The organism is Microbulbifer sp. SE14 (genome assembly GCF_059834885.1).
In genome coordinates, this window is sequence record NZ_JCBAJA010000015.1 from 102,881 (window position 1) to 114,985 (window position 12,105).

General features: G+C 56.4%; 13 protein-coding genes. 10 read left to right on the top strand and 3 right to left on the bottom strand.

The window, feature by feature from the left end:
- Positions 1-2: 2 nt before the first annotated feature.
- From AC6R19_RS12390 to AC6R19_RS12410, 5 genes are read left to right on the top strand one after another with little or no spacing between them, the layout of a single operon-like run.
- Entirely contained in the window at positions 3-773 is a 771-nt protein-coding gene (locus AC6R19_RS12390) for a hypothetical protein (RefSeq protein ID WP_500580128.1), read from the top strand.
- 2 nt (positions 774-775) lie between these two features.
- A complete protein-coding gene (locus AC6R19_RS12395) occupies positions 776-2,317 on the top strand; it encodes a hypothetical protein (RefSeq protein ID WP_500580129.1) in 1,542 nt (513 codons plus the stop codon).
- A complete protein-coding gene (locus AC6R19_RS12400; RefSeq protein ID WP_500580130.1) occupies positions 2,314-2,565 on the top strand; it encodes a hypothetical protein in 252 nt (83 codons plus the stop codon). Before AC6R19_RS12395 ends, AC6R19_RS12400 begins: the two co-directional genes overlap by 4 nt.
- A 7-nt stretch (positions 2,566-2,572) precedes the next feature.
- Positions 2,573-3,130: a hypothetical protein gene (locus AC6R19_RS12405; protein WP_500580131.1), complete on the top strand. Its 558-nt coding sequence runs from the start codon at positions 2,573-2,575 to the stop codon at positions 3,128-3,130.
- Positions 3,131-3,139: 9 nt separating this feature from the next.
- Positions 3,140-4,276, top strand: coding sequence for a tail fiber domain-containing protein (locus AC6R19_RS12410; RefSeq protein ID WP_500580132.1), 1,137 nt, complete (start codon positions 3,140-3,142; stop codon positions 4,274-4,276).
- Here the strand turns inward: AC6R19_RS12410 and AC6R19_RS12415 are convergent.
- Genes AC6R19_RS12415 through AC6R19_RS12425 form a run of 3 tightly spaced genes read right to left on the bottom strand, consistent with a single transcriptional unit; the run spans position 4,269 to position 5,308 of the window.
- On the bottom strand, positions 4,269-4,568 hold the full coding sequence (locus tag AC6R19_RS12415) for a hypothetical protein (RefSeq protein WP_500580133.1): 300 nt from the start codon (positions 4,566-4,568) through the stop codon (positions 4,269-4,271). The two genes, AC6R19_RS12410 and AC6R19_RS12415, sit on opposite strands and share 8 nt — an antisense overlap.
- 5 nt (positions 4,569-4,573) lie before the next feature.
- Positions 4,574-4,894 (bottom strand): hypothetical protein, encoded by a 321-nt coding sequence (locus AC6R19_RS12420; RefSeq protein WP_500580134.1) that lies wholly within the window; start codon positions 4,892-4,894, stop codon positions 4,574-4,576.
- Positions 4,895-4,924: 30 nt separating this feature from the next.
- On the bottom strand, positions 4,925-5,308 hold the full coding sequence (locus AC6R19_RS12425; protein ID WP_500580135.1) for a hypothetical protein: 384 nt from the start codon (positions 5,306-5,308) through the stop codon (positions 4,925-4,927).
- An 88-nt stretch (positions 5,309-5,396) separates the two neighbouring features.
- On the opposite strand from AC6R19_RS12425, the gene AC6R19_RS12430 reads away from it, so the two are divergent.
- The 5 genes from AC6R19_RS12430 to AC6R19_RS12450 all read left to right on the top strand — a co-directional run bounded on the left by AC6R19_RS12430 (position 5,397) and on the right by AC6R19_RS12450 (position 11,874).
- Positions 5,397-6,446 carry a hypothetical protein gene (locus AC6R19_RS12430; RefSeq protein ID WP_500580136.1) on the top strand — a complete coding sequence of 350 codons (1,050 nt, stop codon included), beginning with the start codon at positions 5,397-5,399 and terminating at the stop codon, positions 6,444-6,446.
- A gap of 3 nt (positions 6,447-6,449) precedes the next feature.
- A complete protein-coding gene (locus AC6R19_RS12435; RefSeq protein WP_500580137.1) occupies positions 6,450-8,504 on the top strand; it encodes a hypothetical protein in 2,055 nt (684 codons plus the stop codon).
- Between the two features lie 561 nt (positions 8,505-9,065).
- Positions 9,066-9,899: a sce7726 family protein gene (locus AC6R19_RS12440; protein WP_500580138.1), complete on the top strand. Its 834-nt coding sequence runs from the start codon at positions 9,066-9,068 to the stop codon at positions 9,897-9,899.
- 18 nt (positions 9,900-9,917) lie between these two features.
- The gene (locus tag AC6R19_RS12445; protein ID WP_500580139.1) at positions 9,918-10,844 is read left to right on the top strand and encodes a sce7725 family protein; all 927 of its coding nucleotides are present in this window, start codon (positions 9,918-9,920) and stop codon (positions 10,842-10,844) included.
- Positions 10,837-11,874, top strand: a complete 1,038-nt coding sequence (locus AC6R19_RS12450) for an RES family NAD+ phosphorylase (RefSeq protein ID WP_500580140.1) — start codon at positions 10,837-10,839, stop codon at positions 11,872-11,874. Before AC6R19_RS12445 ends, AC6R19_RS12450 begins: the two co-directional genes overlap by 8 nt.
- Positions 11,875-12,105 lie beyond the last annotated feature (231 nt).

The following is a 12,105-nucleotide window of genomic DNA, read 5'->3' on the forward strand; positions in this document are numbered from 1 at the left end:
CCATGCCTCTCGAGAATGCCAACTATATTTCCGAACTCGATCCGAATAACCCGCTGGATGGGGAGACCGCAGAGAAGGGCGACGACCATCTTCGGGTGATCAAAAAAGCGCTCCAGCAAAGCTTCCCGAACGTCGCCGGCCAGGTAACTCTTTCTCACGATGAAATGAACGCGCTGCCGCAGGACATTCTTGACGCGGTGGATGCGACCATTGACTTCTTGCTGCCGCACACCGAGCAGAAGGGGTCAATCAAACCGTGGTCTACCGTTTACGCACCGATTCCGGCCGGCTGGCAGCTCTGCGACGGCACCAACGACACGCCGGATCTACGGGGCCGATTTGTCGTCGGGTCCGGCGCTGGCTATTCGGTAGGCAACACCGGCGGTGCCGAAAGTAAAAGCACCGGCAGCGGGGGTGACCACAACCACGGCGGTGCCACTGCGGGACACGCGTTGACAGTTTCGCAGATGCCATCTCACGATCACGATTTCCGCCTAACAAAGTGGGTGGGCTCGGATGATGCGACTGGTGGCGTCCCGGGCGAGATCCTGACCGCAAACAGAAACTACAAGTACACAACACAGAATGTTTCCGGAGCCGATATTGTGAGCAAAGGTGGCGGCCAGTCGCACAGTCACAATATTGGCAGCAGCGGCTCCCATACTCACTCCGTCGACGTGCGGCCGCCGTACTACGCCCTTGCCTGGATTATCAAGACTTCCGAGATAACCCAGGCAGACATCGACAACTTCATTGCGAGTCTGAGCGCCTAACCATGCCCTTTTATCCTGTCCGGCAACTGGGCGAGCGCGGCATCAACGTCGATACGCCGCCTTTTGAACTGCCCGTCAATGAATTCTCGGCCGGTAAAAACGTGCGCTTCGCCAACGGCGCGGCACAGACCATGCCATCGCCCGAGACGCTGGAGACGCTGGCAGAGGCGCCCGTGTGGGGCGCCGGATGGGTTGCCGGTGGCGTGCCGCAGTTGGCCTATGCCTCCGCCTCAAAGCTGTATATCCGCGAGAACGAGGCGTTTGTAGACCGCACCGATACCGTCAACTACCCGAGCGGCTATACCTCCTCGGATGCCTGGCAATCGTTAGTGTGGGGCGAAGCTGTCCTTTTCAATAACGGCATCGACATCCCGCAGATCCACGAGCCCACGGACACGAATTTCAAGGACCTGCCCAACTGGCCGGCCAACCTGCGGGCCAAGGTGGTGCGCGGTTACAAAAATTTTATGGTGGCCCTGGGCATTACCGAGGGCGGGGTCAGCTATCCGAACACCGTGCGCTGGTCCACCGAGGCCGAGCCCGGTCAGGTGCCTTGGACCTGGGATGTTGCCGACCTGTCCGGCCTGGCCGGTGCCAACCCGGTGGACTCCGGCGCGAGCGAGCTGGTGGACTGCCTGCCCCTGGGCGGAGCCAACATCATCTACTCGCAGGATGCCACCTACCTGATGCAGTTTGTCGGCGGGCAGTTTGTGTTTGCCTTCGACAAGCTGTTCGACCAGGGCATTCTCTGTCGGGACGCGGTGGCCGCCTTCGACAAGTTCCACTTTGTGATCGGCTCCACCGAGATCTTCGTGCACGACGGCTCCAGCACCCGGCCGATCGCACACCGGCGGGTGAACAAGACCTTCTACGACGAGGTGGGCGACCGCACCAAGGTGCGCTGCGTGGCCAACCACAAGACCAAGGAGGTGTGGACCTACTACACCACCGGCGAAGGCGGCGCGAACCGGGCCATGGTCTACAACTGGCTGGATAACACCTTCACCTTCGTCGACGTGCCGGACGTGGCCTGCGCGGTCTTCGCGCCAAAGCAGGGCGAGATTGTGACCTGGGCCGAACTGGCCCCCTACACCTGGGCAGACCTTACCCAGAGCTGGGGCGAGTTCGCCGATACCGCCTTCTACCCGGTGATGTACTACTTCTGCAGCGACGGCACCGCCCACACCTTGCAAGAGGCGGACTTTCTCAGCACGGCCAGCACGACCCAGTCGGTGTACCTGGAGCGCACCGGGATCGACCTGGACCAGCTGCTGCGGGCGCCGACCAAACAGTGGAAGCTGATTCGTCAGATCGTTCCCCAGATCCACGGTACCGGCAAAGTCCGCATCACCGTGGGTGGCGCCTCAACGGCGATGGGCGATGTGCACTGGCGCCAGCCGCGCGACTTCGACGTGGCCACCGGCCTCAAGGTGGACGTGCGCCTCAAGGCCCGCTATCTCGCCATCAAAATCCAGTCCGTGGGCCCCGGCTTCTGGCGGCTGACCGGCTGGGACCTGGACCTGATGCCGGTGGATGGCCGATGAGTTACACCCCGGGGCCGGCGCAGCCGCGAAACCTTGAGGAACTGTGGCGATACCTGCAGGCGGAGCTGGGCAAGATACAGCGCGCCTTTACCGAGTTGCAGGTGTTGGTGCCGGTCTACCGCGAGCCGCCGCGGCGCCCTCCGGTGGGCTTGCTGGTGATTGCCGATGGCACCGATTGGGACCCCGGCCTGGGAAAGGGTTTGTACATCTGGGGCGGCGCCGCCTGGGTACAGGTGCAAGCGCTGTGAGGACAGGATGAATCAGATTTACGGTTACAACTACGCCTACAACCCCTACCTGCCGAACTGGGACCTGCAGACGCCCGAACTGGCGCCGCTGCCCGAGCCGCAGCAGCAGGGTGGCGGCGTGAACCCGCTGCAGGCCCTGAACATGTACAACCAGTTTGCCGGCGGCGGCGCGGGAGCGGGTGGTGCCGGTGCGGCGGGCTCAGGCGGTGCCGCCGGCGCGGAAGCGGCCGGTGGTGCGGGCGGATCCAGTTGGCTGGCCTCTGCCGGTCCCTGGGCGGCCCTGGCCCTGCTCATCGCCGGCAACGAGCGCGAGGCGCGCCGCGGCGGCTACCGGGACGAGGATAACAAGGACTATGCCCTGGACCTGCTCGACGGCAAGGTGATGGAACAGGACTTTACCCAGCGCTGGAAGGAGCCGCTCAACGACACCCTGCCGGGAATGGGATCCTCCATGGAGGCCCTGGCCAACTTCGGCACCTTCGACTTCTCCAACGGCTTCAAGGCCATGGAGGACGCCATCAAGGAAAACCCCATCACGGGCGGGATTCTGGATCTCTTCAGCTGAGGCACAATCATGAGCTTTCTCGACAAGATGGTCGGCGGCGGTGGTGAATCCACCAGCCGCTCCTTTGTCTATGAGCCGCAGGAGCAGTACCTGCAGGACATCATGGGGCAGGCGCAGAGCCTGTATAACTCCGGCAACTCCACCGTTGCCGCCATGACGCCGGAGATGCAGCAGTACATCCAGCAGGCCATGGGCTTCGGCAATACCGCCATGGGCTACGGCAACCAGGCCGCGGACATGGCCGGCGGCTTCGGCAATACCGCCACCGGTGCGAGCGACTACCTCAACCAGGTGATGCAGAGCGGCGGCTTCCGGGCACCGATGCAGAACGGCGTGAACATGGATACCGTGGGCAGCCTGATCAATAACGATGTGCTGAACAGCCAGATCACGGCCAGCACCCGGGACATCTACCGCAACCTGAACGAGAACCAGCTGCCGGGCATCGCCGCCGGCGCCGTGGGCTCCGGCAATACCGGCTCCACCCGCCGCGGCGTGGCCGAGGGTATCGCCATGCGCGGCGCCAGCGATGCCGCCGCAGACGTGGCCGCCGGCATCCGCTCCAACGCCTACAACCAGGCCGTGGGCGTGGCCGCCAACCAGGCCGCCGCCAACCAGGGCGCCCAGCTGAATACCAACAGCCTCAATGCCGGCACCGCCACCAACGCCTTCGGCACCGGCGGCAACCTCTACAACACCGGCATGAACAGCGCCTTCAACTTCGGCGCCGGCGGCGTCAACAGCATGGGCATGGGCGGCAACGCCATGCAGAACTACATGCAGCAGGTGGCCATGGAGCCCTGGCAGCGGCTGCAGCTGTACCAGGGCGGGGTGGGGCAGCCGATTGTGCTGAATGAGTCCACGCAGGCTGGAGGTAGCCAAGGTGCGGGGCAACTACTCGAGGGCGCTGCTGCCGCTTATCAAGCGTTCTCGGATGCCAGGCTGAAAACGAATTTGGTGGATACCGGCCGCACCATAAACGGCCACAAGGTTTACCGCTGGGGTTGGAATGAACAGGCCGAAGCACTTGGCCTGCGGGGTGAAGGCGAGGGGGTTGTCGCGCAGGAGGTGGCGACAACCCAGCCGGAGGCGGTTTTCGAGGACGCCAGCGGCTACCTCAAGGTTGACTACTCGAAGCTCAATTAGCAGCCGGCTTGATTAGGCGATTGCATTCTCCAGTCTGGCCCTCTGCGGCGCCCGCTTGCACAGTGTCATCTTTGACGACGAAGCGGGCGGTGCACACACTGGATGTGCCTTTCCAACTGCTGAAGCTCTGAAACTCAAGAAGTTCGCGCCCGCCCTCCAGCGGCACAACTGCAGTCGGTGCACCGTAGCTAAGGATCAGAGCGTCACGCTTTGCGCCTTTCCAACTATCTATATCAGCTTGCGAGGCGCAGCCAGTCAGCAGGCAAAGGATTAAACTAGGTAATTTTTTCATAGGGTTTAGTTCTCCATCTCCGCATCGATAGTCTCGGCAAGAGCCCAAAGCTCCTTGTACTTCTGGCTCATCGTGGCGCACTGACTGGCATATTCCTCAGAAGTCAGCCCAAGCCTAGCGGACTCAGCCATCAGGAACCTGGCGATAAACGCATCGCCCCCGTCCATCTTGGTTGATTCCTGAAACTCGACCATTTGACTAAATATTCCGCAACCTCCATTGAACTTGCTAACCACCATGTAGCTTTGAATTGAAGGCATTTTGTTGGGTGAAGCCGAGGTAGACCCCGCCAATAGGCAAAGGGCCAGTATTCCGAAAATGCGCATAACAAACTCCCTTTTGAGGAAATCACATGACTAGTGTTGTAGTTGACTTGTCGTACCTTCAACGGACTCTATCGCTTCTTGAAGCTCTAGCGCCAGTTTTCGAGCGGCAGGGAGGTCAAGGCTCGTCTGCAGAAATATCCCAGCCTCAATCTCATACCGAAGGGTCACAAGGTTTTGTTCCGGCAGAGCCTTTATGTCGCGAATACCAATCTCTTGTGCAGTGGCTTTCACCGCGGGATCTGGGCAATTACAAATCTGCGTTAATATCGTGCGGAGTGTCTGCTGGAGCTGCTGCGGGTTCAACCGTATCCTTTGAGCCTGCCCCCGATCCTGGCCAAATTCCAGAACACTGGAGCCAGGGCGATCACCACCAGTGAAGGTGAAATAGGTGGGTGTGAATTCATTTTTAGCCATCCTGGCCCCCTTCTTTTTATGATGAGAGGGAGCAGATTATGACGGCCCACCTTGCGGCGCAACTGGACAAATTTACAGAGAGCATACCATGGCCGTACTGATGCAAGGGCAGCCCATAGGCGCCCTGGATAGCCACTTTCTTGATGATGAGCGTGCGCAAGCCATTGCGCAGGCGCGGCAGTCGCCACTCGGGGAACCTGAAGATCCCTACCGCGCCGCGGCGGACGTGCTGCGAATGCAGGAAGTCGAGGCTGCGTCCGAAATCGACCGGATCAAAAGCAGCAAGTTCGGCAAAGTCATGAACGCCCTCGGCGCATTCGGCTCCGCCCTCCAGGGCAAAGACCCAACCCCGTATACGCTGCAGGGTAGGCTCGCGCCGCATCAGGACATGGTGAGGCAGGCCCAAACCGGTGTTGCCGATCTGAACCTACAGCGGGTGCTTGCGGAGCAGAAACTGGTGCAGGGGCAGGATATACCGGCGCAGCAGCGCTATCTGCAATGGCTTGCAAGCCAGGTGCCGGAGAGCCAGCGGCAGAGCGTCTATGAAATCGCCGCCGGGCTGGAAGGACGGGCCGGCCAGCAGCGCGTGATTGATGTGGGCGGGGTGCCGCACCTTGCGGTTGGCGACAAACTGTACGAGTTGAAGCCCGCCAAGGATGTCGCAAAAGACGCAGCAACCATCGCCGGTGCCAGAACCGAAGCGACAGAGGGGGCCAAGAATGATGCCAGGCGCGCAGAGGCACAGCAGGCCAACGCGAAGGCCTTTGAGGCATATCAGGCTGCAGTGACTGGACTCTCCCGCGGCCTTGAGGGCGCAAATACCGGTCCGATAGCTGGGTTGTTCCCTGCCTTTACCGCAGACGACCAAACCGCCGAAGGCGCAATCGCGGCCATGGCCCCGATCCTCAAACAGCTATTCCGGAGTGCCGGCGAGGGCACCTTTACTGATCAGGATCAGAAGCTACTGATGGATATGCTGCCGACGCGGAAAGACCATCCAGAAGCACGTAGGGCCAAGATCCAAATGATCGACTCAATTGTGCGAGCGAAGCTCGGGATTGCTTCAGGGAGCGGCGCGCCGGCAGAGCAGGCACCCGCGGAAGACCTCAGCGGATTTACTATCATCAGCGTGGAATAACGAATGCCGACCTATACCCTTAAAGGACCAGATGGTCGCAGCTACACGATTGAGGGGCCGGAGGGCGCTACAGTGGCCCAGTTGGTGGCAGTGATCCGCCAGCAGCAGGGGCCGCGTGATCTGGAGGCAATCCAGGGAGAGCTGCGCTCTGCTCTCGATGCCGGTGAGCAGGCACGGGCGGAGGCGCTGTCTGCGGAGATGCGCGATCATCCGGATTTTGCCAAGCAACGCCAGGAACAGTTGCAACAGGTCAATGATCAGTTGGCACCTGAACAGATACATCCCGCCTTGGGCGCTGTCCGCGCCGGCCTGCAGGGCCTGACGTTTGGTTTCTCCGATGAGCTGGGTGCCCTGACTGCCGCCGGATACGAGGCACTGGTCAATGACCGAGACTTCGCCAGCGAATACGGTGCGCTGCATGATAAGCTTGGAGGGGAGCGAGAGCGGTTCGCGGAAGAGAATCCCGCAACTGCCATCACGGCGGAGCTGGCTGGCGGCGCGCTCACCGGTGGCGTCGGCTTGGCCAAAGGGCTTGGCAAGACGGCCGGCAAGAGCCTGCTGTCGAAAGGGCTTACCGCCTCCAAGATCGGCGCGGCTGAGGGAGCACTGTATGGAGCAGGACAGGGAGACAGAGGACTCGAAGGGCGTGTCGAAGGCGCGCTTGAGGGCGGCGCTCTCGGTGCACTTGCTGCTCCTGTGGCTGGTGCAGCTGCCAATGTCGCTGGCCGGGTACTGTCTCCTGCGGCTGAATGGGCAGTCGATAAGCTTTTGGTCGGTCCTCGGCAGTCAGCTGTTCGTTTTCTTGCTGATGATCTTGCTCGCGAAGGTTTCGGCGCCGAAGAGTTCCAGCGGGCGGCGAGGACGATGGGGCCGGAGGCCATTCTAGCCGACGCCTCCGTCTCTGCCAGAAACGCACTGGAAAGCGTGCTTAATACCGCTGATTCTCCCGGAGCAACTAGGGCGGCCGAAGAGCTTTTCCGTCTGCGCAACCAGGGCCAGCAACCGCGCCTGCTGGACGCGCTGCAGGAGAATCTGCAAATCCCCGACGGTGTGTCCCTGCCGCAGGTAGTCAAGGCCGTCGGCGAGCACCGCAGTACCGAGGCTGGCAAACTCTACCGGGAGGCCTTCCAGCAGCCCCTGCGCGCCACGGAAAAGTTGCAAGCCATCCTCAAGGCAGAGGCGGTAGAGCGGGCACTGACGAAGGCCCAGAAGACGGCCAGCAACAAGCGCCTCAACGGCGAGCAGATGACCCACCTGCGCCTACTGGACCTGGCCAAGCAGAACCTGGACGATGAGATCGGCCAGGCCTTGCGTAGCGGCGAGAAGGGCCACGCGCGTGACCTGCTCAAGCTCAAGCAGGATCTTGTGGCCGAGCTGGATGCGCAGGTGCCTACCTACAAAATGGCGCGCGACGTGTTTGCTGGCGACTCTGCCCTGCTGGATGCGGCCGAGCATGGCAAGAAGATCCTGCGTGATGATGCCGACTATGTGGCTGACATGCTTCAGAGCATGAGCGAATCGGAAAAGCAGATGTACCGCCTGGGCGCGCAGAAGGCGATCCGCGAAAAGCTGATGCAGGCCGCCGACACCCACAACGCCACGCGCCGGATCAGCTCGCAGTTGCTGAGGGAGCGCGTCCGTAACGCTTTCCCCTCCAAAGGCGCCTTTGAACGATTCCTGAAACAGGTAGAGATCGAGGACGACATCTATCGGACCACTGGCGTACTGGGCAACTCAAAGACAGCGCTGAGGCAGGCGGCACAGAAGCGCCTTAAGGGCGAGGACACCCCGGAATCCCTTTACCAGCACATCGCCACGATTGCGAAAAATATTGCCGGTGCCGGCCTATCGGCTGAGGCACGGGAGGAGCTGGCCGGAATCGCGATGACGCGCCTGCAGGACATCGACTTCGACGCCATGATGCGCTCAAAGGATCTGGTCAAGCTGCCGAAGAAGGCACGGGAGTGGCTGGAGACGGTCTCCAAAAAGCACGGCAGCGCATCCGAGATCGCCACTGTGCAAACGCCAATCGGCCTGGTGGGGGCTCTGGAGGAATAGCCGGGGCGGCGTGAGCTGTACTGAGCCAGTTGGCAGGTAGAGTGGCGCGCCAAAGGTGTTCAACTGGTGGAGTCGATCGGCGACAATGACCACAGCGGCGGGGGCTGGTGAGGTGTGCATAGCGCCACTTCCCCAAGCAGCCAGCTCCCGCCGCCTTCAGTACTGGCTATCCGTACAGATTTGCCGCTATTTTCCTTGGTGGTATCATGCGCCCCTAAATAGGGGCGAATGTCCATGTAAATCAATGGCTTAGGTTTTTGTACTGATAGGTCTGGGGGTGTGGTGGTCGTCGGTTCAAATCCGGCCACCCCGACCATAAAAACGTTGAAAATCAACGGCTTAGAAGCCCGTCATTTGAACGGGCTTTTTTGTACCTGGAATTTAAGTCCATGTTAAGTCCAATCAAAAACTTGTTGGCTGATATTGGTCGGTGTAGTCTTTGACTGCTTGGTTTTTGCGGTTGTTGTTCGGTCGTGGCAGGTGCGGCTTGGACCGCAGTCGACAGTCCGGCTCGTGAGTTACTGCGGGTGTGCTCTGTAGACAATAGAGGCTTGATTCATTATGAAAACTATAAATTATAAAGATGTTGCAAAAGTCTTTAATAGTAAGAATCTGGCGGCCCTTGCTGATGGCGATTATTCACTCCCTGAATATATATCCCGGCAGCTGTTCCATAAAAGAGAAATCAATAACTTCAGCAATTTTTTCGATCTCGTGTATGACGAGTTAAATCGAAACTATCGATCAGAATATATTTACAAAAACTATCTCGTGGTTCGGCACTTGCTGGGACGGCATTCTTTGAATACCTCAACGATGCTGTCAGAGTTTAGAGTTGGTGCAAATAAAGCCGATTGTGTGATTTTGAATGGTAAGTCAACATGTTACGAGATCAAAACTGAATATGATTCTCTTTCAAGACTAAACGACCAAGTTGAGCAATATCAAAAATTGTTTGACGAGGTGTATGTTGTTTGCTCGGAGAAAAATTTTTCCGAAGTGAGTGATAGTTGTGAAGCGAGTATAGGGATTCTTGTTTTATCTGACCGCTCATATTTTAGGGTTGGAAGAAAATCCTCGAGGCGGACGGGAAGAATTGATCGGGAAGCATTAGTTAAATCTCTAAGAAAAGAAGAATACAAAGAGTTGACAGAAAAGTTGGCAGGTTTCGTTCCCGAGGTCCCGAATGGGAGAATGTTCGCCGAATGCAAAAAGTTGGTTATGCAGTCTAGAGAAGCCGATTTACTTTCAAATTATTGTGCGCTGTTAAAGAAGTATAGGGCTGTAAATGCAGATCTTATTAGTGCGTTACCTAAATCCTTGAAGAATGCTGCTGTAAGTTATCAGTTTACATCTAAGCAAGAGCATAGTTTGATGTCAATTTTCAAAAACTAAATTTAATAGGAAGAGATAATGTACTTTCCTGTGCTTAGGGGTAAGCAGTTTGAGCTAATCGCTCTTCGAGAGCTAGTTGAAAGTGAAGTCGATCTTGAGAGTTTTTGTTGCCCTATAATTGAGCCAGTGCGAGCTAAGCTGAGACCGCTGGTTACCGCTGTTGAAGCTTTGAATCGAAGAGGCGTTATTCCACTTATTATAGTCAATCCGACCGTTGGAGAGTTTCAGTATAATTGTGACCCTCTCGTAGAGGAGTTGTTCGCTAGCGAAATAAAGTTTTCACCTTGTGTCGCAATTGAAGACTCATCTGATGGTGAGGCGGTAGCTTTAATTTCGAAGCTTGAGGGAGAATTTTCGCTTTATGTGACTGGTGGGGTCGATAAAGGCCTGTTGGATATTTCTCGAGATGCGCGGTATACGGTTGTAGATGAGAGTACTCCACCTCCTGCGGTAAGGAAGCTGACTAACGTAGTATTGGTGGGAGATTTTTTCGAGAAGCAGCTAAGAAACTCAGATTATAAGGAAGAGTCTTCGTTTTCATATTTGCATGTTTCATACCTGGATACAAAAACCGTAAAAGGGTTTGGAGATTATACTATCCTGCCTAAAGATTTCTCTGAAGGGGGTGGGCCCGCTTACGTAGTTACAGTGCATGTTTCATACATTAACTCTGATAGATTCGATGAAATGTATGTTAAACATTACTCTTCATATAATGACAACTCTCCTACCGACCCGGGTGGTAAGTTCTTGGATGCATTGGATAAGTTGATCCATGATAAAAACCAAGAACCCCCTATATTTCAGCCCTCTGAGGGAATGAGAGAATTTGAGGAATTGCATGAAAAACAGCATTTCCCCGGGTTAGGCCAAGTCAAGAAGATATCAATTAAGCACCATGTTGAGACAATTTGTAGCTACTTAGTGGAGAACGAAGGTGGCTGAGATCTGTACACAGTGCTTCATGGATAAGGCCTTGAGAGAGGCGGTTAGGTTTGAAGGAGAAATTGGAGAGTGCAGTTTTTGTCGCACGGAAGGTAATGTTGTTGTGGATGTGCATAAGCTCGTAGATTTATTCGATTCTACTACTGATTGCTTTTTCGAGGATGAAGGCGGGATGCCTGCGATTGAAATTTACGCTACTGAGTTCAATCTCTTTAGCGAGAGTCTCGCCAATCCCGAGAGTTTTCTGGCAGAAGTTTTTGGTGAAGATTTCCTTTCTAAACGATACAGCTTGCCTCCAGAAGTAACTGGGCAAGGGCAGCTCTGGGAGAGATTCAAAGAAGAGTTAAAGTATGGCAATCGGTACTTTCCACAATTTAAGGAATACGAAGGCCTTTTTTCTATGCCGAGCTCGGAAAATGATTTTGATGTCTTTGGGGAGTTGGTTACGCAGGTAAAAAAGTCTTATCGCGTTGGTGATAGATTCTACCGGGCGAGAATTTCTGAAGGCGAGTTGAGCGCTTCTGAGATGGGTCGCCCTCCCCGCGAGGTGGTATCGAATGGCCGAGCTAATCCTATTGGGATATCCTATCTTTATGTGTCGGAAGGGGAGGGTACGTCTGTTAAAGAAGTACGTCCGAGCATAGGTTCAACGGTTTATATATCAGAGTTGGAAGTTACAGAAGATTTCCGAGTGATAGACTTGACCTCTCCGAGAGCTGCGGCATCGATTCTTACCTTCGAGGGGGAGCGGATGTTGCCTGCGCTGAAATACCTGAAGTTGCTTGAAAATTTTTCACACGATCTTTCAAACCCTGTCGTGCCCGAAAAGTCTAAGTTGGAGTATGTGCCAACCCAATTTGTATGTGAGTTCCTTAAGACAGTTACCAATTTCGCGGGGATAAGATATGCGAGTTCTTATGGCGAGTGCGCTAACTTAGTGTTGTTTGAAGAAAGCAAGCTGCAAATTAAAGGTCCGATAGCGCATGTTGTCACTGGCTCGAGTATTGATTATCAACCGCAAAGTTTTTAAATGACCTAGAACTCGTACAGTTATTGACAGTACTCCAAGGGAGGGGTATTCGCTCCCCCTATTGCTCTCGCTTCCGCTCGGTTACTAGGGAAGTCTGCAGTAGGTCTAACAGTCCACTCGGAGGGTGTTCAAAACTCTGTGTCAGCCAAATAGCCTCACAGGCTGATGTATTTCTCCAGGCGGTCCGGGAAGTGGATCGTCAGCTGTGATAGCGTCAGGTTCCAGTTCTGA